At 61.1% G+C, this 22,733-nt stretch carries 18 protein-coding genes; 12 read left to right on the top strand and 6 right to left on the bottom strand.

Features of this window, described 5'->3' with window-relative positions; genetic code table 11:
- Positions 1 to 7 precede the first annotated feature (7 nt).
- From RWK44_RS01585 to RWK44_RS01605, 5 genes are all read left to right on the top strand, one after another.
- Positions 8 to 1,231 carry an ABC transporter substrate-binding protein gene (locus RWK44_RS01585; RefSeq protein WP_316028269.1) on the top strand — a complete coding sequence of 408 codons (1,224 nt, stop codon included), beginning with the start codon at positions 8 to 10 and terminating at the stop codon, positions 1,229 to 1,231.
- An 82-nt stretch (positions 1,232 to 1,313) separates the two neighbouring features.
- Entirely contained in the window at positions 1,314 to 2,288 is a 975-nt protein-coding gene (locus RWK44_RS01590) for a carbohydrate ABC transporter permease (protein WP_206105845.1), read from the top strand.
- Positions 2,278 to 3,162, top strand: coding sequence for a carbohydrate ABC transporter permease (locus tag RWK44_RS01595; protein ID WP_221946451.1), 885 nt, complete (start codon positions 2,278 to 2,280; stop codon positions 3,160 to 3,162). Before RWK44_RS01590 ends, RWK44_RS01595 begins: the two co-directional genes overlap by 11 nt.
- A gap of 200 nt (positions 3,163 to 3,362) precedes the next feature.
- Positions 3,363 to 4,292, top strand: coding sequence for a substrate-binding domain-containing protein (locus RWK44_RS01600; RefSeq protein WP_131641299.1), 930 nt, complete (start codon positions 3,363 to 3,365; stop codon positions 4,290 to 4,292).
- A 16-nt stretch (positions 4,293 to 4,308) separates the two neighbouring features.
- On the top strand, positions 4,309 to 6,453 hold the full coding sequence (locus RWK44_RS01605) for a methyl-accepting chemotaxis protein (protein WP_131662845.1): 2,145 nt from the start codon (positions 4,309 to 4,311) through the stop codon (positions 6,451 to 6,453).
- A 75-nt stretch (positions 6,454 to 6,528) separates the two neighbouring features.
- Here RWK44_RS01605 and RWK44_RS01610 read toward each other — a convergent pair whose 3' ends face one another.
- Together RWK44_RS01610 and RWK44_RS01615 are read right to left on the bottom strand one after the other, a co-directional pair.
- The gene (locus RWK44_RS01610) at positions 6,529 to 7,791 is read right to left on the bottom strand and encodes a DUF3422 domain-containing protein (protein ID WP_131662695.1); all 1,263 of its coding nucleotides are present in this window, start codon (positions 7,789 to 7,791) and stop codon (positions 6,529 to 6,531) included.
- A gap of 359 nt (positions 7,792 to 8,150) precedes the next feature.
- Entirely contained in the window at positions 8,151 to 9,437 is a 1,287-nt protein-coding gene (locus RWK44_RS01615; RefSeq protein WP_316028270.1) for an ABC transporter substrate-binding protein, read from the bottom strand.
- A 191-nt stretch (positions 9,438 to 9,628) separates the two neighbouring features.
- On the opposite strand from RWK44_RS01615, the gene RWK44_RS01620 reads away from it, so the two are divergent.
- From RWK44_RS01620 to RWK44_RS01645, 6 genes are read left to right on the top strand one after another with little or no spacing between them, the layout of a single operon-like run.
- On the top strand, positions 9,629 to 12,151 hold the full coding sequence (locus tag RWK44_RS01620) for a hypothetical protein (RefSeq protein WP_316028271.1): 2,523 nt from the start codon (positions 9,629 to 9,631) through the stop codon (positions 12,149 to 12,151).
- 17 nt (positions 12,152 to 12,168) lie between these two features.
- On the top strand, positions 12,169 to 13,263 hold the full coding sequence (gene bglB, locus RWK44_RS01625; RefSeq protein ID WP_316028272.1) for a beta-galactosidase BglB: 1,095 nt from the start codon (positions 12,169 to 12,171) through the stop codon (positions 13,261 to 13,263).
- On the top strand, positions 13,260 to 14,624 hold the full coding sequence (gene pglB, locus RWK44_RS01630) for a polygalacturonase PglB (protein ID WP_316028273.1): 1,365 nt from the start codon (positions 13,260 to 13,262) through the stop codon (positions 14,622 to 14,624). The genes bglB and pglB overlap by 4 nt, the downstream gene beginning before the upstream one ends.
- Positions 14,612 to 15,718 carry an ABC transporter ATP-binding protein gene (locus RWK44_RS01635; RefSeq protein ID WP_222060772.1) on the top strand — a complete coding sequence of 369 codons (1,107 nt, stop codon included), beginning with the start codon at positions 14,612 to 14,614 and terminating at the stop codon, positions 15,716 to 15,718. Before pglB ends, RWK44_RS01635 begins: the two co-directional genes overlap by 13 nt.
- A 2-nt stretch (positions 15,719 to 15,720) precedes the next feature.
- On the top strand, positions 15,721 to 16,716 hold the full coding sequence (locus RWK44_RS01640; protein ID WP_316028274.1) for a carbohydrate ABC transporter permease: 996 nt from the start codon (positions 15,721 to 15,723) through the stop codon (positions 16,714 to 16,716).
- 1 nt (position 16,717) lies between these two features.
- A complete protein-coding gene (locus RWK44_RS01645) occupies positions 16,718 to 17,764 on the top strand; it encodes a carbohydrate ABC transporter permease (RefSeq protein ID WP_168280953.1) in 1,047 nt (348 codons plus the stop codon).
- A 131-nt stretch (positions 17,765 to 17,895) separates the two neighbouring features.
- On the opposite strand, the gene RWK44_RS01650 is transcribed toward RWK44_RS01645, so the two are convergent.
- Positions 17,896 to 19,047, bottom strand: a complete 1,152-nt coding sequence (locus RWK44_RS01650) for an ROK family transcriptional regulator (protein ID WP_168281561.1) — start codon at positions 19,045 to 19,047, stop codon at positions 17,896 to 17,898.
- 163 nt (positions 19,048 to 19,210) lie between these two features.
- Between RWK44_RS01650 and RWK44_RS01655 the strand changes: the two genes are divergently transcribed.
- Positions 19,211 to 20,233, top strand: coding sequence for a helix-turn-helix transcriptional regulator (locus tag RWK44_RS01655; protein WP_168280950.1), 1,023 nt, complete (start codon positions 19,211 to 19,213; stop codon positions 20,231 to 20,233).
- Here RWK44_RS01655 and RWK44_RS01660 read toward each other — a convergent pair whose 3' ends face one another.
- The 3 genes from RWK44_RS01660 to RWK44_RS01670 all read right to left on the bottom strand — a co-directional run bounded on the left by RWK44_RS01660 (position 20,234) and on the right by RWK44_RS01670 (position 22,677).
- Positions 20,234 to 20,845 carry a hypothetical protein gene (locus tag RWK44_RS01660; RefSeq protein WP_221946442.1) on the bottom strand — a complete coding sequence of 204 codons (612 nt, stop codon included), beginning with the start codon at positions 20,843 to 20,845 and terminating at the stop codon, positions 20,234 to 20,236.
- 26 nt (positions 20,846 to 20,871) lie between these two features.
- The gene (locus RWK44_RS01665; protein ID WP_316028275.1) at positions 20,872 to 21,969 is read right to left on the bottom strand and encodes a LacI family DNA-binding transcriptional regulator; all 1,098 of its coding nucleotides are present in this window, start codon (positions 21,967 to 21,969) and stop codon (positions 20,872 to 20,874) included.
- Positions 21,970 to 22,044: 75 nt separating this feature from the next.
- The gene (locus RWK44_RS01670; RefSeq protein WP_020047212.1) at positions 22,045 to 22,677 is read right to left on the bottom strand and encodes a TetR/AcrR family transcriptional regulator; all 633 of its coding nucleotides are present in this window, start codon (positions 22,675 to 22,677) and stop codon (positions 22,045 to 22,047) included.
- Positions 22,678 to 22,733: the final 56 nt, after the last annotated feature.

Raw genomic sequence — 22,733 nt, forward strand, 5'->3', positions numbered from 1 at the left:
GAAACCCATGAAGGTTCTGAAGAAAACGCTTTTGCTTGCCGCTATCGGCAGCAGTCTTTTTGCCACAGCCGCATCGGCCGAGCAGGTCAACTTGACCTGGCAGATGTGGACCGGCTCCGAAACCGACACCAAGAGTTGGCAGCACCTGGCGGAGATGGTGAGTGCCAAGTATCCCGATATCAAGGTGAAGCTGACGACGACGGGCTGGGTCGACTACTGGACGCGGCTGCCGGTGCTGGCGGCATCGGGACAGCTCGCCGACATCGTGTCCATGCAGTCGCTGCGCATGCCGAACTTCTATTCGCTGCTCGAGCCCCTGAATGACCGGATCGAGGCCGATAAGTTCGACGTCGCCGCCTTCACACCCTCGATCATCGGCGGCATGTCCGTCGACAAGCAGCTTTACGGCCTGCCTTATGACGTCGGGCCGTGGGTCATCTATTATAACCAGGACGCGCTCGAAGCCGCCGGCATTCCGTTGCCGAAGCCAGGCTGGACGCTTGCTGAGTTTACCGATGCCGCCAAAAAACTGACGAAAGACGGCAAGTACGGCTTCGGCATCACCCCGACGAACTATTCAGTCCTGGCCGCGGCCTGGGGCGATAAATACGTCAACGACGCCGGCGAGCTTGACTTGACCAGTGCGAGCGCAGTTGCTGCCGCCGACAGGCTGATCGGCTTTGCCGCCAAGGATAAGATCGCGCCGCTGGTTCCATCAGGTGGCGCGAATCCCGGTGATGTCGTCCAGGGCCGGTTCAATTCGGGCAATGTCGCCATGTATATCGACGGCCCCTGGTCGATCATCGGCATGAAGGGCCAGGCGAAGTTCAAGATCGGCCTCACCACCCTGCCGCGCGATGAGGGCGAACTTTCGGCCGTGACCGCAGGCTCCGGTTTCGGCATTTCCACGACGAGCAAGAACAAGGACGCGGCCTGGAAGGCGATCCAGGTGCTGACCAGCACGGAAGCCTTGTCCTATCTCGCCGAGCAGGGCCGTGCCTTGCCGGCGCGCACGGCGTCGCAATCGGCCTGGTACAAGGTGGCGGCCAAGGACATCACCAATGGCGGCGAGGCCATCGACTATTCCCTGGCGCACTCCGTGCCTTACGTGATCACCAACAACTGGGCAGCGGTGGAAAACCTCTTCAACCAGTACTTCCCGCCGGCTTTCGCCGGCAGCGTCGAGGCCAAGCAGACGATGGAGTCCATCCAGAGCCTTGCGCAGCAATAGAGCCAGCGCGTCCGGCAGGACGCGCCGTCGCCTTGAAATCTGCGCATGATCCTTTCGGAAAATCGATTCCGATCTTCGGGTCATGCGCCAGCTCTCGCTGCGGCAGGACCTGTCGTGCATGGAGGAAGACATGTCGCAAAGCGCTGTTGCCGAAGTTCCCTTGCAGCCCGGTCAGCCACGGCGCTTCCTGAAGCCGGAGACGCAGACAGCCATGCTGTTCCTGCTGCCGAGCTTCCTCGGCTTCATGGTCTTCATGGCCTTGCCGATTTTGGCGTCGCTGGCGCTCAGCTTTACCAATTGGCAGCTGATCTCGACGCCATCCTTCGTCGGCTTTCAGAATTACATCAGGCTCTTCACTGTCGATCCGGCCTTCTACATCGTTTTGAGCAACACGCTGTTCTTCGCCGTCGAGTATCTGGCGCTGAATATTATCGTCTCGCTGACGCTGGCGGTCTGGATATCGAGCCTGAAGCGCGGCAAGGCGATCTTCCGGGTAATCTTCTTCCTGCCGACCTTTACACCGACCATCGCGGCGTCGGTGGTGTGGTTGCTGATCTTCACGCCGGACGGCCTGGCCGACACCATTATCCGCGCGCTCGGCCTCGGCCTGCCGAATTTCCTGCTGAGCTCGAGCTGGGCCATGCAGGCGGTCGTGCTTGTCACCCTGTGGGCGAATGTCGGCTATAATGTCGTGATGTTCAACGCCGCCCTCGACCTGGTGCCGAAGCACTATCTCGAGGCGGCGACGATCGACGGCGCCAATGCCTGGCAGCGCTTCTGGCGCATCCGCCTGCCGCTCATCTCGCCGACCATCTTCTTTGGCACCGTTATGACGGCCATTACCTCGCTGCAGGTCTTCGACGAGATATTTGCGATGACGCGCGGCGGCCCGGGCTCGGCGACGGCCACGCTCGGTTTTGCCATCTACCAGAAGGGCTTCACCAACTTCCAGATGGGTTATGCCTCCGCATTGGCCTGGGTGATGTTCGTCATGATCATGGCGCTCACCATCCTGCAATTCCACATGCAGCGCAAATGGGTGCATTATGACGATTGACCCGAACTCACGGCATCCTCATTCGGTGTCCCAGCATCGTCACCGCATATTGCGGCGCGTCGGCACCTTCGTCAGCTACACGGCACTTTCGCTGATCGCGCTGCTTTTCCTCTTCCCCTTCTTCTGGATGGTGTCGAATGCGGTGCGCTCCAATGCCGAGGTGATGGCCGTGCCGGTACGCATCTTCCCTGAGGAGTATCATTGGGGAACATTCGTCGAAGCCCTGGTTTCCCTGCCGTTCGGAACCTTCCTGTTGAATTCCTTCGTGGTCGCCTGCGGCGTTACGGCGATTGTGATTGCGGTATCCTGCCTGTCCGCCTACGCCTTCGCCCGGCTGAGGTTTCCCGGCCGGGAGGGGCTGCTGCTTACCTATCTCAGCACGCTGATGATCCCGCAGGTGATGCTGGTCATTCCGCTCTTCCTCATCGTCAGCAAGTTCGGCTGGATCAACACCTATCACGGCATGATCCTGCCGGTCGCCTTCAGCTCTTTCGGCACCTTTCTGTTGCGGCAGTTCATTCTCGGCATTCCCAAGGATCTCGACGAGGCGGCGATGATGGATGGGGCTTCCCGCCTGCGCATTCTGGTCACGGTCATCGTTCCGCTTGCAATGCCGGCCATCGGCCTGCTGGCGCTGTTCACTTTCATCGCGCAGTGGAAGAGCTTCCTCTGGCCGCTGATCGCCACCAGCGGCGTCGAAATGGCCACACTGCCGCTCGGGCTCACCCTCTTTCAGACACAGCAGGGCACCGCGTGGAACTACATCATGGCCGGTGCGACGATCTCCATGGTGCCCGGCGTCATCCTGGCCATCGTGCTGCAGAGGGTGATCTACAAGGGCATTACCGTCAGCTCCGGCTTTGGTGGGCGCTAATCTTCATAAGAACAAAGATTTAAGCGCATCGCATCAAGTTTGCTGTGATGCGCTTCAAGTCCGGTCGATCTCCACCGAAGAAGGCGCTCCTGCCGCCGCAAGATCATACCCTCGCGCTTAACTTTTGCTTCCGGAGGAAAAGTAAAATTTAACCAAAATTTGAAATAACCCTTTCACATCCGAATTGCGCAGGGGAATTCATGAAAACGGCTACGCTTGCATCCATCGCCTTGGCGATATCGATCTCTGCTGCCCATGCCCAGACGATCGGGGTTTCGATGTCCGATCTCGACAAGTTCAGGACGGCACTTCTGAACGGCGTCGTCTCGCATGGACAGACGATATCAGGCCTCAAGCTCGTCACCGAGAGCGCCAAGGGCGACAACGAACTTCAGAAGAAGCAGGTCCAGCAGTTCGTTGCCGACAAGGTCGACGCGATCATCGTTGCCGTCTCCGATGGCGATCTCGGGCCGCAAATGACCAAGATGGCGGCAGATGCCGGTATTCCGCTGGTTTACATCAACAACGTTCCTTCCAACCTACTGGACCTGCCGGATAATCAGGTGGTGGTCGCCTCCAACGAGAAGGATTCTGGAACACTGGAGACCAAGCAGGTCTGCGCGCTCCTCAAAGGCAAAGGCCGCGTCGTCGTGCTGATGGGCGAACCCTTCCACGCGGCCGCCCGCGCCCGCACCCAGGACATTTCCGACGTCATCGCCACCCCAGAATGCAAAGGCCTTCAGATCGTCGAGCGACAGGCCGCCTATTGGTCGAGCGATTATGCCGACCAGCAGATGCAGGAATGGCTGTCGGCCGGCGTCAAGTTCGACGCTGTTATCGCCAATAATGACGAGATGGCGCTCGGCGCGATCCGCGCCATGAAGAAGGCCGGCATGCCGATGAAAGATGTGGTCGTCGCCGGCGTCGACGCGACCGACGACGCGCTCGCCGCGATGGTGGCCGGCGATCTCGACGTGACCATTCTCCAGAGCGCCGTCGGACAGGGGGCTGCCGCTGTCGACGCCGCCGTCAAGTTGATCCGCAAAGAGAAGGTGCCGCGCGAAAACAACGTTCCCTTCGAACTCGTCACACCTGAGAACATTGCCACCTATCTGCCGAAGAGCCAGTGAGCATAAGAGGACTATGATGTTGCATTTCTGGAATAAATTCGGCATTCGCGCACAGATCACCTCCGGCTTTGTGCCGCTGATCCTGTTGATGAGCCTGCTCACGGTCAGCGCGATCTCCGGCATGAACGGGCTCGCCTCGATCTTCTCGTCCTATCGCGCCACGGCCGGTCAGAGTCTCGCCATCTCGGACTACAGCGACCAGCTGAACGAGATTCAGATGTCGGCGGAAGCCTTCCGCTCCACCCCGACGCAGGCTGTCGTCGACCGCTTCCGCGCCGGCGTCAAAGCGTTTGACGCCGACGATCCGCGTTTTGCCGGCAACAGGGACCTGCAGTCCGGCCTTGCGGCAATCCGCCAGGACATTGCCACCTATGGCAAGGCTTTCGAAGAGATCGTCGCCCTGCAGGCCAGGCGTGATGCCTTGATCTCCAAGGTCACCGAATTCGGCCCCTGGACCAGCATCGCGCTCAACGACGTCGTGCGCAGCGCCTGGCGCCAGAACGATGTGGCCCTGCTGCAGATGACGGCGGCGACACTGGAGGCGTTGAACCGCAGCCTCTATTTCTCCGAACGCTTCGTGCATTCCGATGATTTTGCGGCCTATGACACGGCGCAGGCGGCACTCGCCGAAGCGGTCACGCTCAACGAAGCCGCTGCGAAAGCCGCAAAGAACGAGCTGCAGAAGAAGCGCCTGATGGGCGCCGGCCAGCTCATGCAGAATTACACCGCTCGTCTCGGCGACATGAAGGACGTGCTGCAGGCCTCGGGCAATATCCGCCAGACGCAGCTCAGCGTGCTTGCACCGAAAATCTCACGCGGCTTCACGGATCTGCAGGCGACGGTAACCGGCGCGCAGAAGACCCTTGATGGTTCGGTGGATGCAACGGTTGCCTCCGCGACCAGCACGACGCTCGTCATCAGCGGCCTGCTAATCGTCATCGGCCTCGTACTTTCCTACTTCGTCGGCCGGCTGATTTCCTCGGCGGTGCGCAAGATGGCCCAGTCCATGGAGCAGCTTGCCCGTGGTGAGGAAGGGATAGCGATAACCGGCGTCGAGCACCGCCACGAACTGGGGGCCATGGCGCGTTCGCTGAAGGTTTTCCAGGAAACGGGGCGCGCCAAGTTGATCGCCGAAGCCAACGCCGAACGCGCGCGCCTGGCGGCCGAAGAAGAGCGGCTCCGTCAAGAAGCCGAGCGGCTTAGCGATGCGCAGGTGATGGAGCACGCGTTCCGCCAGATCTCAGTCGGGCTGGACGCACTCTCGAAGGGCGATCTCACCGTTCGCGTCGGCGAAGTCGACCATCGCTATGTCAGGATCCGGGATCATTTCAACAATTCTGTCGCGAGCCTCGAAGAGGCGGTCGACTCCGTCATTCGCGCGGTCGCCACCATCCGCTCCGGCCTTGCGGAAATCTCTACCGCCTCCAACGATCTCGCCCGCCGCACCGAGCAGCAGGCAGCCTCGCTGGAGGAGACCGTCGCGGCGCTGGGTGACGTCACCCGCGGCGTCAACGGAACGGCGGAGGGCGCAAGCCGTGCCCAGGGTGTCGTGGCAACCGCCCGCACCAATGCCGAAAAGGGCGGAGAGATCGTTGCCCGCGCCATCGACGCGATGACGGAAATTCAAAATTCGTCGTCCAAGATCGGCAACATCATCAGCGTCATCGACGAGATCGCCTTCCAGACCAACCTGCTGGCGCTGAATGCCGGTGTGGAAGCGGCGCGCGCCGGCGAGGCAGGCAAGGGCTTTGCCGTCGTCGCCCAGGAAGTCCGCGAGCTCGCCCAGCGCTCCGCCAACGCGGCAAGGGAGATCAAGCAGTTGATCTCCACCTCCTCGGCGCAGGTCAAGACCGGTGTCCAGCTGGTGGGCGAATCCGGCCTTTCGCTCGAACAGATCGTCGAGCAGGTCACCGCCATGAATGCGACCGTGGCCGAGATCGCCGTTGCCGCCCGCGAGCAGGCGACGAGCCTGCGCGAGGTCTCGGCTGCCGGCGACCAGATGGACAAGGTGACACAGCAGAACGCCGCAATGGTCGAAGAGACCACGGCGGCCGCCCAGAGCCTGACACATGAAACCGAAAGCCTTGCCGAATTGCTGCGGCGATTCAGGACGGGCAGCGGCCGGGCATCGGAACATCGCCACTACGCTATGGCATCCTGACGCCCTGTCGATGCAGCCAGGAAAACGCCGCCGCCTCGAAAGGGCGGCGGTGAGCGATCATCGGCCAGCGTCGCCTTAATGGCTCTCTGATGCCGGACCGTGAGAGTGGCCGGCAATGCTCTTGCGAACGTGACGAACTGCCGCCCAAACGGCGAAGAGTACGAGCGGGATGGCGCCGAGAACGGCGAGCTTCGACACGTGCGGATCAACGCCCAGTTCGGAGATACTTTCCAGGCAGATCTTTGCCAGCCCGACGGTGTAGTAGGTTATGGCGATGACGGAGAAGCCTTCGACCGCCTGCTGGATATGCACCTGGATGCGCGCCCGCTCTTCCATTGATGTCAACAGCGACGCGTTCTGATCTTCGAGCTGAACCTGCACGGTCGTCCTGAGCAGGTCGCCGGCCAGGCTCACGCGTTCGGCCAGTTCGTCGAGGCGGCGTTCGGCGGCTTCGACCGAGCGGACGGCTGGTTGAAAGCGCCGGTCGATGAAGGTGCCGATCCTCTGGCGCTGCTCGACGCGCACCTCGCGAAGCTCCGACGTTCTGCTTGCGACGATCTCGGCATAGGCTTTCGTCGCGCCGAAGCGGTGGCGGGCGAGAGCGGAGAAATTGAGCACATCCGACGAGAGCTTGGTGACCTCGGAAAGCAGGGCCTTGTCGACCTTGACCGCACTCTGCATATGCGCGATCAGCAGGTCGAGGCGCCGGTCGAAGACGGAGAGCTTCGATACCGTCTCGCGCGCCATCGGCAACGCCAGCAACGCCATCATCCGGTATGTCTCGATCTCCAGGAAACGCCTGACCATGCGGCCGGTGCGATAGGCATTGAGGTTGCGGTTGAAGAACAGGAATTCGACGAAACCGCTGTCGGTCAGCCGGAAGTTCGAATGCACTTCCGCATCGCCGCCGCCGACTTGCGACGCGACATAGTCGAGCTTCGGTTTTTCCGAGCGCTGCCCGTCCTTCTCGTCCCGCACCAGCACCCGGACGGCTGCGATGACCTTGCCGTCGATCTGCCGGCAGCACGCCTGAAAGGCTTCCGGCGGGTTGCTGCCGGGTTCGGCCGATGCTGGAACGACGAAAGTCAGGGTCAGGAACTCGGTATGCGCCTCCCACTTCAGCCGGCCGTCGCCAATGCGGCCGATGCCGTGGTTGCCTTCGCGGGTCGTGGAGACGTCCTCCAATCCCGGCACAGAATTTGGTATCTGAGGAGGGGCATTCTCGCCGACGATGGCGACGTGCCACACATCCGTATCACCATCGAAGTAAAGCGACGGCCGCGCGTGGAGCTCGTTGTGAAGTTCCCTTCGCAGCGGATGCTCGGAGCCCATCGGCATGGAAATACACCTCTATATGGGTAGACAGTCGCTGGGTCGCCTGATGTAACCGGGTTGCCGGCATGTGTGAGTTGACCATGGCGCCTGCGAGCCGGCGAAGGCTGACAACGCCTATAGCCTCTCCCGAACCGCATGTCACCATGCCTTCGCCAGTCGCCGCCGTTCCCAGCATCGTGCCGCGGAACTGGCGACGCTACCTTTCTTTGCGGCAGTTGTAGCGTGCTTCAGATCGTCGACCATTGGAAACCGATCAAAGTGTCGGAGAGGACGCCAGGAGGAGCAAAAAAACGATCAGCCACGGCCCGTTGCGAGGCCGTGGCTGACGCAGCGCGCAATCTGTGGGAGACAGGCGCGGCCGGTTACTTGTTGGCGGCGAGCGCCTGGTTGACCTTGTCGACGTCGGCATTCATTGCCTTGAAGGTCTCGTCGAGGGAAAGCTCGCCGACGATCAGCTGGCTCATCCTCTGGACGATGAGCTGATAGATGGCGGAGGAGCCCTTGAGGCGTTCCAGGTCGCGGGCTGCCTTCGGTGCGCTGTTGCGGCTTGCGAGGAAGACGGCCATGGCCTCCTTGGCATTCTTGCTCTCGAGCTTGTATTGCGGGTCCTTGATGTCGGCACCGGTCAGGATGACGTAGTTTTCGGCGATTTCACGCTGGACCTTTTCAGAGCCGAGGAACTCGATGAAGGCGGCGACGGCCTCCGGATGCTTGGTGCGCTTGAAGCCGACGATCGCGGTGCCGCCGGGCATCGCATAGCAACCGGCATCGCCGCAGGGCGCGCTGATCGCCGTCCAGTCGAAGGCATCGCCGATCTTCTTCTGGAATGGATTGACCATCCAGTTGCCGGCGACATACGTCACGACATTGCCGTTGACGAATTCGTCGCCCATGTTCTTGTACTGGGTTCCGCCGGCCGCACCCCACATTTCCTTGGGGAAAGAGCCGTCCTTCGTCCAGTTGTAGAGATCGGTGATGTAGCGCTTGGCGGCATCGTCGGGGAAGAAGAACTTGCCGTCCTTGACGTAATTCGAGCCGTAGGAGAAGGCCGCGCCGGAGAAGCGATGGCCCGAACGGTCCATCGTGAAGGGGATCTGGGCGCCGGTCGCCTTGGCGACGCGCGCCGAGGCTTCGACGATATCCTTCAGCGTGGCTGTCGGCTTCGGAAGCGGTTCATTCGCCTGTTCGAACAGCGTCTTGTTGACGAAGGGCAGGTTGAAGGTCTGCGACGCGACATAGCCGTTTATCGAGTTCGGATCGTTGACGCCCGGGAAGCGAAGCGTGTTCAGGCTCTCGCCATGCAGCTTGGCGAAGCCATCCGGGTCTTTCATCAAGGGTCGCATGTCGAGATAGTAGGGCGCCAGCTGCCAGTCCGTGATCTTGGCGATGTCAGGACCTTCGCCGATGGCAAGCTGTACCGGCAGCTGCTTGGCGACTGCGTCATAACCCGACGAGACGAAATTCACCTTGATGTCGGGATGCGCCGTCTCGAATTCCTTGCTGAGCGCTTCCATCCGCTCGACATAAGCCTGGTCGTCGTCGGTGAAGAGAAAGGTGATTGTCTGGGTTTGCGCCATGGCCGTGCCGGCCCATGCGAAAGAAGCGGTTGCCAACGCCAGTGCGACGGCCCCTGATAGATAGGTTTTCATTTTCATCCTCCCATGAAAACATTTTCATCAATCGCGGCATCAGCCGTCGATAAATGAATTTCATATACTTGACATTCGTTCCGTCAAGCTATTTTCTGCGGCAATAGCGATGTTTTTGAGCATTTTGCAAAAATAGCGTGCACAAAGAAATTAATGAAAATATTTTCATTCGATTGCGGAGGAGGCGGTCTGTGAAAACGGAATACATCAAGCAGCCCGACGATGTGGCGCCAGCATATAGCGTGGCCGAAGGGGAGACGATCACGGCATGGGCCGTTTCCGGCCTCATCGCCAGCTATTTTCCCGGCGAGCCCGCGCCGGCCGAAGACCGCGTGAACTATCGTTTCATCAACGGCTTCGTCGATGTCGGCGACCTGCCCTGCCGCAAGGCCTTCTGGTCGACCATGGTGGGACGGCCGCTACTGCCCGACACGTCCTGGCCGACCGAAAGCCTCAATCTTCCCGGCTCGAACCGCCGCGTCGAGTTCACCGGCTTCTGGCACGTGCCGACGCATCTGATGCGATGGCTGAAGGGCACGTTCAGGACGGCGTCCGCGCGAACTCTCAATCTCAGGCTGAAGACCTGCGGTGGCGTTCGCATATGGGCCAACGGACAGGAGGCGGTGCGCTTCGAACCCTTCAAACGCAACGTCGAGAGCACAACCGACATAAGCCTGCCGCTTAAAGCCGGCGACAACCAGATTCTCGTCCATACCGAAGACCTGGCCGAGCGCGACACGACGTGGTTCTTCGAACTCGAGATGCTGGACGGCGAGCCGCTTTGCGTGCTGCTTCCCGTATCGCTGGACCAGCACGAGGTCCGCGAGCTGGAAGCCCTTGCGCGCGGCGTCCGCCCGGCCCGCGACGTCTTCGTCAATCAGCCGCTGGAGATCATATTCGGTACCGCGCCCGAACGCGATCTGCCGGTGGAGCTCAAGGTCGTCGGCCATGGTCACGAACGGCCCGTTCTCGCGCACTCCCGATTGACGCTCAAGGCCCATCAGAGCAGCCTCACGGCCGACGATGTCTGCGGCATAGCGGACGGTTATCACGGCGTCCACATGACGATCGGCTCCGGCACGGGCTCGGTTACGCGCGTCATCGATGCTGCCTTCATGAGCAGCATTTCTCCCTTGACATCAGAGACATCGCTCACCGCCCGCAAAAGGCAGGCACTGGAATACAGCGCCCGCTTCGGCGCCAACCGCGTCGGGCGCCTCATCGCAATAATGGAAACCGGTCACCACGACCAGGAAAGCTTCGACCGCATCATCGACGCCACGCTCGCCTCCATCGATGCGCGGGAGGATTGCTCTGATTTCATCATGGTGCCGCTCTTGTGGCTGCTCGGCGCCTATGCCGATCGGATGCCCGATGCCGTAGTCGCTCGTATCCGGCATTCTGTCCGCTCCTACCGTTACTGGGTCGACGAGCCGGGCAACGACGCGATGTGGTTCTGGAGCGAGAACCATGTGCTCTGCTTTCACACGAGCCAGCTGCTGGCCGGACTTCTCCTGCCCGACGAGGTGTTTTCGGCTTCGGGCCGGACGGGGCGGCAGCAGGCGGAACTTGGCCGCGAGCGGCTCGGCCGCTGGTTCGACAGCGTCGAAGCCCATGGGTTGGCGGAGTGGAACTCGGCCGCCTACTACCCGATCGATTTTATCGGCCTGCTGGCGCTGGAGCGCTGGGCCGAGACGGCGATGTCAGCGCGCGCCCGCGCCCAGATCGATCTCATCTTCCGCATGATCGCTCTTCATACGCTCGCAGGCGTTCCGGCCGGATCGCAGGGCCGCGCTTACGACAAGGAGTTGCGCGCCGGCCCGCTGACCGAGCTTGCGCCCTTCGCCCAGGTCGCTTTCGGAACCGGCTGGCTGAACAACGGTGTTGCGGCACTGACGATGTTCTGCGCCGGCGGCTACGAGCCGCCCGCCGATCTGGCCGAGCTTGCGGCGCTGTCGCGAGGAAGAAGCGTCGAGGCGCGCTACAACCAGGGCCTCGAGAGCGGAAAACTCGTGCTGTTCAAGAACGAGGCGGCGCAGCTTTCGACAGTCGTCGATCACAAGACCGGCCAGAAGGGGCATCAGCAGCATGTCATCGACATCCGGCTGGCCGGCCATCCGATGGCGAGGCTGTGGGTGAGCCATCCTGGCGAGGACGATCCGTGGGGCAATCAACGGCCGTCCTATTGGGCCGGCAACGGCATCCTGCCGCGCGTCGCCCAGCATCGCGACGTCGCTCTGCTGATCGAGGACACCAGCGATGCACGCAATGCATGGACCCACGCCTATATTGGCCGTGACGGCCTGGACGATCTCATCATCGAAGACAAGTGGCTTATTGCGCGATCGGGCCGGGGATTTTCCGCCCTCTGGGCGTCGAACGGCCTGGAGCTGATCACCGACGGCCCGACCGCCGGCCGCGAGGCGCGCTCCTACGGGCCGCTTTGCGGCTGGGCTGGTATCGTCGGATGCGGCAACGACGATGCCTTCAAGACGTTCATCGAACGTCTGTGCCGGACGACGATTTCCTTCGATCCAGGGCTCCGGCGACTCTCCCTGACGCCGCCGGGCGGCCCGGCGATCGACCTGTCCTATGCCGACGGTCTTACGATCGGCGGCGAGGCGAGGCCCTTCACGCATGATCAGCCGCAGCCGATCCTCACCTACGACAGTGCAGCCTCCTGCGCCGGCACTGACGGGCCGTTCTACTCCTAAAAACATAGGTCTCCAGCATGAACACAACATCTGTCGATAATGCCGCCCTCCTGACGACGATCGATCGCGTGGCAACGGCTTTCAGCCGGCTCAGAGGCATCAAGGAAGGTCTCGTGACGGGAAATTCCGCCTCCGGAATCCAGTTCGACGAATGGGACTGGGAAGTCGGCGTCGGCCTTTACGGCTTCCTGCGCCGCGCCATTTCCACCAATGATCAGAAAGCGCTGCAGGAACTCGTCGCTTGGTATGCCGGCCAGATCGAACGCGGCCTGCCGCCGCGCCAGATCAACAGCACGGCGCCGATGCTGCCGCTTGCAATCCTCGTCCAGCATGTCGACCGTCCCGATTTTCGCTCTCTCGTCGAGGACTGGGCCGAATGGCTCGTCAAGGAACTGCCGAAGACCGAAGACGGCGGCTTTCAGCACGTCGTCAAGGAGCGCCTCAACGATGGCGAATTGTGGGACGATACGCTGTTCATGGCCTGCCTGTTTCTCGCCCGCGCCGGTGTGCTCTGCGAGCGCAGCGAGTGGATCGACGAGGCCGTCTATCAATTCGTGATCCACACCCGCTATCTCTCCGATCCGGTCAGCGGGCTCTGGTATCACGGCTGGACCTTCAACGGGCGGCACAATTTCGCCAATGCCTTCTGGGCGCGCGGCAATGCCTGGATCACCGTCGCCATCCCCGAGCTCTTCGACCTCGTTCCGACGCTCGGCGAGAAGGACCGGCGTTTTCTGTCGAACGTGCTCGTCAGCCAGGTGCGCTCCTTGAAAGCATACCAGCGGCCGGACGGCATGTTCACGACGCTTCTGGACGATCCGTCGTCGCCGCTGGAAACCTCGGCTACGGCAGGCATTGCCTATGGCATATTGCGCGCCATCGATGCCGGCATTCTCGACAAGGACGACAGGACCTATGCGGAGCGCGCGCTTGCTGCGGTGCTGGCGCAGATCGACGAGGAAGGCGTCGTCCACGGCGTCTCGGACGGCACACCGATGGGCCATGACCTCGATTTCTACAGGCGCATCCCCAACGTGCCGACGCCTTATGGCCAGGCGCTGACGATGCTGCTCCTGACGGAAGTCTTTCTCGAGAACGGCCGTCGCCAATGAGTATCCGCTCCCTCGTCGCAATCGAGGCGCTCGACGGCGACAATACCGACCGCCTGCAGTCGGCCATCGACGGCCTGTCGGTTTCGGGCGGCGGACGCGTGGAGCTCATGGCCGGCACCCATGTCTGCCGCGGGCTCCAGCTCAGATCCGGCGTCGACCTTCATCTGGCCGTCGGCGCGATCCTGCGTCCCGTTCCGGATTATGCCGCCTATGCGCATACGAGTGTTTCGGTGATCGCCGAAAAATCGGACCGCGGGATGATCGTCGCCAAGGATGCGCGGCGGATCAGCCTGACGGGGGCGGGTCGCATCGAAGCCGGTTGCGACAGCTTCATCGTGGGGGACGACGAGACGGTGGGAACTTTCATCCCAGCCGAATTCCGTCCCCGTGTCGTCGTCTTCGAGGGCTGCGCCGAGGTCGAGATCAGCTCCGTCCATATTTGCCGCTCACCGATGTGGACGCTGCACTTCGTCAACTGCACCGATGTCGCCGTTAGGAACGTGACCATCGACAACGACCGCCGCCTTCCCAATACCGATGGCATCGTGCTGGATGCCTGCCGCGGTGCCGTCATCGAGGACTGCCGGATATCGACGGCCGACGACGGCATATGCCTGAAGACGAGCATCGGTCCTGATCGCGTCGCCATCGGGCGATGCGAGAACATTCTCGTCCGCCGCTGCTCCGTTCAGAGCCTCAGTTGCGCGCTGAAGATTGGCACGGAAACGCATGGCGACTTCACCAATGTCGTGTTCGAGGATTGCAGCGTCTCATCCTCCAACAGGGCGCTGGGCGTCTTTTCGCGCGACGGCGGCCGGATATCGAACGTAAGGTTTTCGAGAATTGCGGTAGAGTGCCGCGAGACCCCCGATGGCTTCTGGGGCTCGGGGGAGGCGCTGACCGTCAATGTCGTCGACCGAGTTACGGAACGCACGGCAGGCGCCATCGAAAATCTCATCGTCGAGGACATCACCGGGCGGATGGAGGGGGCGATCACAGTCATCTCGACCTCGTCGGCCGGCATCCGGAACGCATCGCTGGCGCGCATCGCCATCGATCAGCAGCCTGGGCAGCTCGGCACGGCACGGTCCTACGACCTGCGTCCAACGAACGCCGACCTTTCCCCGAAAGCCGATGGCGGCGGCCGCGCCAATGCCTGGACCCGCGGGTCGGACGGGCGAGTGATCGGTCTTGAGCACTATCCGGGAGGAATGCCGGCCGTCTACGTGGCTGATGTCGCCGGGATCTTGATGAACGAGGTGCGGATCACGAGGCCGACACCGCTGCCGCAAGGCTGGAACACAAAAGACGCCGTCTTCGAAACGGCGGCACCTGATGGGAGTGGGACATGGCAGAACTGAAACTTTCCAACGTCAACAAGTCGTATGGCTCGGTCAAAGTCCTGCATGACGTCGAACTCGATATCAAGGACGGCGAGTTCGTCGTCTTCGTCGGTCCGTCGGGATGCGGCAAGTCGACCCTGCTGCGCGTCATCGCCGGCCTCGAAGAGGTGACGTCAGGCGCAATCGCGATCGGGGCGCGCGACGTCAGCGCACTCTCGCCGGCCGAGCGCAAGATCGCAATGGTCTTCCAGTCCTATGCGCTCTATCCGCATATGAGCGTTCGCAAGAACCTCGCTTTCGGCCTGGAGAACCTGAAGTTCAAGCGTGCCGAGATCGAGGCGCGGATTGCCGAAGCTGCCAGAATGCTGGCGATCGAACCCTATCTGGACCGGCGTCCGAAGCAGCTTTCGGGCGGCCAGCGCCAGCGCGTGGCGATCGGCCGGGCCATCGTGCGCGAACCTGACATTTTCCTCTTCGACGAGCCGCTGTCCAATCTCGACGCAGCGCTACGCGTCCAGACCCGGGCCGAGATCACCAAGCTCCACCGCGACATCAAGACGACGATGATCTATGTCACGCATGACCAGGTCGAGGCGATGACGATGGCCGACAAGATCGTCGTGCTGCGCGCCGGGCGGGTCGAGCAGGTCGGAGCACCGCTGGACCTGTTCGACAGCCCGCGCAATCTCTTCGTCGCGGGCTTCCTCGGCTCGCCGCGCATGAACATCATCAAGGGCAAGGTATCAGGCGTCAGCGAAAGCGGCGTCACCATCGATGTCGGCAACGGCGGCAGCATCGTCAGCGATGTCGATCTCGCCGGCATTGCGGTCGGCCAGGCCGTTCTCGCCGGTATCCGGCCCGCGCATTTTTCACGCTCCAGCGAGCAGGGCCTGCCGTTCATCGTCCAGTATCACGAGGGCCTCGGCACCGAGACCTATGTCTATGGCAACCTTGCAGGTCAGGATGAGCAGATCATCATTCACGAGGCCGGCCATTTCGCGCCTTCGCCTGGTGATCACATCCTGATCGACGCCGCCCCGGGGCGGGTTCATCTGTTCGATCCCGAAAGCGGCCTGGCTTTTGCCCGGCGGCCCGGACAGGGGAGGCGCTGAACATGGCGGCGCTCAAGGCATGTGCATTGCTGTCCCAAACAGGGGAAACGGCGATGAGAGTGGTCGAAGCCCCGATAAATCTGATCGAGCGCATCTTCGGCCGCAAGCGTATGCCATGGCTGTTCCTGGCGCCGAACCTCGTTCTGTTCGCCATCTTCACGTTCCTTCCGATCGCGATCGCGATCGGGTACGCCTTCACCGGCGGCACCAATCTTTTCGTGTCGGAGCGCCCCTTCGTCGGCCTGGACAATTTCCGCACGCTGCTTTCCTGCGGCAATTATCTGCAGCCGGGAACCTGCCAGGAATCGTTGTTCTGGACGGCTGTGTGGAACACGCTCTGGTTCGTGGCCTTCAATGTCGTCGCCACATTACTGGTGGCGCTGATCACGGCGCTGATCCTCAATCGGGCGATCGTCGCGCGCGGCTTCTTCAGGGCGATGTTCTTCTATCCCGTCCTGCTGTCGCCCGTCGTCATCGGCCTGATCTGGAAATGGTTCCTCGATCGCAACGGGCTGTTGAACGCCTTCTTCCAGATGATCGGCGTTCCCCCTGAAATCTTCCTGCTCGACGTCGGCTGGTCGCGCTTCTTCGTCGTCGCGGTGTCGGTCTGGTTTCACATGGGCTTTTACACGCTCATCCTCCTCGCCGGCCTCCAGGCGATCCCGAAGGAGCTCTACGAGGCTGCCTCGATCGACGCCGCGTCGCCGCGCCGCACGCTGTTCAGGATCACGCTTCCGCTCCTTGCTCCGAACCTGCTTGTCGTATTCATCCTTCTGATGATCAAGTCCGTGCAGATCTTTGACGAGGCTTGGGTTCTGACCAACGGCGGCGGTCCGGGCACGGCCAACAGCTTCATCGTCCAATATATCTACCAGATGGCATTCAGCAGCGATCTCCGCCTCTTCGGACTTGCCTCCGCCGCATCGGTTCTGATGGGGTTGGTGCTTCTGGTTCTCACCCTCATACAGTTGCGCCTCGGCAAGCGAATGGAGTCCTGAGATGAATCCGATCAGCTTTCTCTCTCGCACGCGCCGGGCCGGGCGCATCGACATCACCGATATATTGTCATGGGTCTGGCTGACCGGCGGCACGTTCGCCGTGCTCGTCCCCGTCGTCTGGGCGGGTCTCTCCTCGCTGAAGCCGGCAGCCGAAATTACCCGCTTTCCGCCGGCGCTGCTTCCGCGTGCTGCGGTGGAACGGACGGTCCCCGGCTTCGACAAACCGCTCAGCCTCTGGCAGGTGACCATCGACGGTAAGCCACGCGAGATGGCCATGGTGCGGCGTATCGGCCTGAAGGCCCAGATGGTCGATCCCGCAAATCCCGGACAGCCGGTCAGCGTCGACGTCAAGGGGATCACGCCGGTGCAGCATTTGACCGTCGCCACCGAGAATTACAGCGATCCGCTGACGCGCTTCAACTTCCTGACCTTCCTCAAGAACTCGGTGTTTGTCACCGTCGTTGCGACGCTTCTGACGCTTATCGTCAACGCCATGGCGGCCTTTGCGCTGTCGAAATACAAATTTCGTGGCGACACGACCGTTTTCGTCATCATCATCTCGACCCTGATGATCCCGCTCGCCGTCGTCATGGTCCCGGCCTATCTCGTCATCGTCGGGGTCGGGCTTGCCGACAATCTCTGGGGCGTCATCCTGCCGACGATCGCCTCTCCGACCGCCGTCTTCTTGCTGCGGCAATATATGCTGACCATACCCGATGAACTGATAGAGGCGGCGCGCGTCGATGCGGCGAGCGAATTCTGCATCTTCTGGCGCATCATCCTGCCGTTGACGGCGCCGGCTCTCGCGGTGCTGGCGATCTTTTCCGTGCTCTGGCGATGGAACGACTTCCTCTGGCCGCTCATCGTCCTCAACAGCCGCGAGAATTTCACCCTGCAGGTCGGCCTGAATGCATTCCAGGGAGAGTTCTCGGTGCAGTGGCACTATATACTGGCGATGACGTTCCTCAGCCTGCTGCCTGTCACCGTCGTTTTCCTGTTCCTGCAGAAGTATATTACCACGGGCATCGCCGGAACAGGCATGAAGTAAGTGAGCCTGCATTGAGAGAGACCTCCTCGCAACCGTCGAAGAACCCAAACCACGCCGAGCTCCGGCTGAGGCGCGTCGTATAGAACTCGGTTCATGCGGCGCGCTTCGGCGGTCGATACCTCCTGCGAATATCACAAAACGGTTTCGATTAGCGGGATCAACGCCGCGCCGATTGCACCGGGGGCATCGATGATCTGTGCCACGGCAAGGCTTGGGACGTCACGTAATACGCCATGCCGAGGCAGATTATTGAATTCGGTCCGCTCGATAAGCATTCTCGCGAGTGAATGCGGAAGCTCGCCGCCAAGGACGATCAAGGCCGGGTCGAATACTGCGCAGATCGCATTGATGGCTTTGTTGTGGGCCGGCGCGACGCGGTCGACCCATTCCGCAACGCCATCCCAATCCACCAGTTTCTCGTTCTTCAGGTCCCTGAGGGTCAAGTTCGAGCGTCCCTTGGCATGAAGGTGTTGAAGCAAGAGGCTGAGTGCAGGGCGATCTTCGTATTCCTCACGCCCGAAGAGAACGGAATATTCGCCGGCATTTCCGAAACTGCCGCGAAACGGCATGCCTCCGGAAACGAGGCCGCCCCCGTATCCGTGAAGGTGGGCGATATAGGCGAAATCAGCGACGTCGCGGCCGACACCGAAAATTGCTTCCGCCAAGGCGGCGGTCCTGGCGACATTGTCTGCCCAGACCGGTAGGCCGAGCTGCTCTCCGAGCAAAGGCGCCAAATCGATCAATGACCAATGAGCGAGCGGCAGTGGACAGTTGAAGGCCGTGTCCAGCATATGGTGGCCAGAGACTGCCAGACCGATGCCGAGGACGTCGCGCCGCTCGGCTCCTCGCCGGGCAAGGAGCTCTTCGACCGCCGCTTCGATCCGCTCCATCTCCGCGGCGAGCGACGATCCCTCCTGCGGAATTTCCATGTGGTCCAAAGGTTCTCCGAAACCCATGAGGCAGAGGCCGATCGAACCGACGTTCACGGCGATGCCGAGCGTCAGACACCAGTCTCTGCAAAGAGTAAGGCCAGGGCTGGGGGGCCCGGGGCGCCGGGTTTCCGATGTGGAAAAGACAATCATCCCTCGCTCATGAAGCCGCGCGACGATCCTGTGCAACGATTGCTGGGTGAGATCGAGCGGCTCGGTTAGGTCGGAGCGCTCAATGCCCGGAGACTTCCAGATCAGCCGCAGCAGGTCGCGTTCGTTGCGGGAAGCGACGCGCACAGCTTGCGTGTCTCGCAAAAAATGCGCGGCGATGTGGTCTAGCGGATCATACTTCATTTTGGGTTCGGTTTGATTTACACTGTGAGTGTGAACCAGATTGGGAGGGCGTTTTGCTTCTGTCAAACAAGGAATTCGAACCCCGGTTTGCCGGCCCTGCTTACTCCATTGAGATTGGCCAAGCCAGCCGGGATCACAATTCACGAAGGCAGAGGGGATATCGTTGAGATCCGAGAGCACGGCGCGCGCTCCTGAGCGTGAGACATACGGGTTTGCGCCGACGCATGAAGGCAGGGACTTCGAGTCGATGGTGCAAGCCTATTCGGCAGGCTACGGAGCCTTTAGCGCCAAGCCGCTGAGCAAAGATCGGGCTTTTGCTTGGGCAGCGGACCTGAGAACAAGCGGGCCATTTACGGCGCTTCATTCGGTTTATCAGAGTTCCTGGACGATTCGAACGCTCGAGGAGACGCCGCAACACCTCGCGTTTTACATCCCGCACACCGGATCCTTTCGACTGTCCATTGGAAAAAGAGTGGTTGAAAGTGAGGCGGGTCATCTTCTCATGGCCAACAACCATCAGGTAGGCGATCGTTTCGTCCAAGGCGGCCCGCACCGCTCGGATGCGCTGTTCCTGGACTGGAAAATTGTGAGACGAATGCTGGTTTCACTGGTGGAAACGCCAATCCTCGATTCGCTTGACCTAGAACCCGTTCTGGATCTCACAACACCATCGGGCCAGCTTATCGGTAGCCTGGCGCAGACGATCGTGCAGGGCATGCTCAATGACGGTCCGCTTCTGTCTTCACCGCTTGCCATGGCAGGAATGAGCGAAACGCTTGCCAATCTCGTGATCCGATTTGGCTCTCACCGTTTTTCCGGCTATCTGGAAAAAAACAAAGTGTCGTTGGTCGCGCCTTGGCATGTCCGACGTGCTATCGACTATATGCACGCCAATATCGCAGAGCCCCTCACCATGACGATGATTGCGGATGACGTCGGTGTTTCACTTCGTGCGCTGCAAACGGGCTTCAAGGCCTTCAGGGGAACCTCACCGGGCAGTTACTTGCGCACGATCAGGCTGCAGGCAGCCCGCGACCAGTTGCGGGATCCGATGAATCAGCGATCCGTCCGGGAAATCTGCGCCATATGGGGTTTTTCTCATGCGGGGAGATTCTCCATCATCTATCGCAGAGCCTTCGGAGAAAGCCCGCGGGATACGCGCCTGCGGGCCGAGCGCTCGCGCTAGCTAACTACGGAAGGCGCGCCTAATAATTTCTTCAACAGCAGTCGATACCGGCGCACAGGATGGGATCAGGCCGCGCTGCATTTGCCAGACATCGGTGAGCAATGTCCGATCGTGGAGCGCGCCGCCCGCCTTGTCTTTCGACCGGTCTCGTTTGAGAAGACAAATCATCGACCGTCGACTCTCGTTGAACTCCGCCGAGATAGCCTCTAGTTCCCGTTCTGATAGGCCCAGGTATATTCCGCAGCCGTCAGAGGCGCATATTTCGAAGGGTTTTCTCAAGAAAGCCTCTACCGCCGATGCTTGGCTTGAATAAACGGGATCGTCTTTCACAAACTCGCGGAACGCTTTAAGGTCGCCGCGCAGGATTCTCGGAGTTAGATCGAAGCCTCGAGCTGCGAACAAAAGACCCCAGCTAAAGTATCCAAGCCTGAGTGTGGTCGCCTCGCAAGCGCGACGTTCTTTACTATCGTATTGGTTGCAATCTCGAAGCTTCACTGCACTAAAGATCTTGGGAATTTGCAAGGTTTCTTTAGCGTCGGACGCAACGGCTATCGAAGCATCGATCATGATACACAATGAGATCGATAGGGCTGCAGCAAGGATTTTGGTCATCGTGCTCTCCGAAGGTACCGCATCGATCAGGCTCGATGCGTTGCATTCTCGCGCGGCGGCGCGACGCTACCCCTCAAGACGAGATGGCATCCAAGTTCCAGGCGATGGGCCGGCCGCTGCGGATCGTTGGCGATCAGCCGCTGTTCGATGAGCGCCAAGGCGGCGGCGCCTAGCCTGTCTGTGGGAACGCTGATCGTCGACAGCGGCGGGCGGCTGAACTCGCCGGGAACGATGTCGTCGAACCCCAGCACTGATATCGCTTCCGGCACGCGGATGTCCCGATCGGCCAATGCCTTCAGGCATCCGAGCGCCAGATTGTCGGCGGCGCAAAAGACGGCGGTCGCGCCTTTCATCGTGGCATCGCGGTCGAGCAGCGCGTTGATCGCAGCCTCGCCGTGCTTGGGCTCATACCCCTCGGCCTCGACGATCATATCGTCCGGCACCGGAAGCTGGGCGGCGAAATAGGCATCGGAAAAGCCGTCATATCGGCGCTGGATCGTCGTGCGTCCCTTCCAGGTCAGGTGCAGGATACGGCGATGCCCGAGCGCCAGCAGGTGCTCGATGCCGAGCCGCGCTCCGAAGCGGTTTTCGGGGGTGACCGTATCGACCAGCATGGCGGGGTCTTCGCCGTTGACGATGACGACAGGCATATCAGGGGAGGCGAGGCTTCGGATCAGTTCCGGCTGATCGTCGTTCAGGACCACGATGCCGTCGGCGCGTTCCGAGAGCGCGATCTGTCTGACTTGAGCGCCGTCGATACGCCGGCCGGTGCTGACGAAGGGTACGATTCTGATGCCGCGGCGTTCGCACTCCCTACGGAGACCGTTGAGGATCGTCCAGCTCACCAGGTTGAGGTCGCTCTCGGGCGCGGCATCGTCGGGAATGGCGAGAAGCAGGACGCGCAAGGTCGCGATCGTTGCCTTCTTCCTCCGGCGGTCGAGGTAGCCTAAGCGTTTGGCCGAATCCAGAACCCTTTCGCGTACCTCGATCGTCAGCGGTGCGGTTCCGTTGAGCGCGTGCGAGGCCGTGCTCAGCGACACGTCCGCATCGCGCGCGACATCCTTGAGATTGACTTTGCGTTCCACTTTTTCCGTCACGAATTGAGGTCGTGCCTTCGAAGGCATGGCTAACTCGATGTTTTCACATAAAAACTTGAGAAAAGCTACGTGCCTGGTGCGGTATTTTTTGTCATTTGGCGATCAGTGAGGTTTGGCAAGCAGGCCATTGAGCAGCAGGTCGAAATAAGTCCGCAGGAAGGCCTCCTTGTTGGGTGTGGGCACGCGGCGATCGTCGAATATCAGCCGCAGAACTGTCGTCGTCAGGATGGGCGCGACCACGATGTCGGAGAATTCCACCGGAACTTCGCGAAACTCCCCCGACGCCACACCCTCCAGAATGAGAGAGTCGACCTTGGTGATGATTGGCTCAATGAACTGGTCGTGGTGGCGGTCGATCAGGTCGGGGAACCGGTGTCCTTCTGCGATGACCAGCCGTGTCAGTTCGCGGGTCGTACGATCCTCGGCGATTTGTTCGTAGAGCAGGCCGAGAATGGAAATCAGCCGGTCAGTGGCGCTGCCGCTGAGCCCGTCCGTGATCGTCAGCAACTCGTGAAACGGCACGGAGAAATGATTGATCATGGCTTCGAATAGCTTTTCCTTGGTCTCGAAGTAGACATACACCGTACCCTTGGTGACGCCGACCCTGTCGGCGATGTCTTCGACGCGCGTGCCGGTGAAACCGCTTCTCACGAATTCCTCGAAGGCGGCATCCAGGATCTGGATGGGCCGCAGCGCTTTCTGTTCCGCGCGTGTGATCTTCTTCTGAGCTGCCATTTGCCTCGCCTCCCTTGTTGCGCTCGCCCTGATCCCCGCGGCACAAAGTTTCATTG

The organism is Rhizobium sp. 25PS6 (assembly GCF_032464655.1).
Classification (GTDB): Bacteria; Pseudomonadota; Alphaproteobacteria; order Rhizobiales; family Rhizobiaceae; genus Rhizobium; species Rhizobium laguerreae.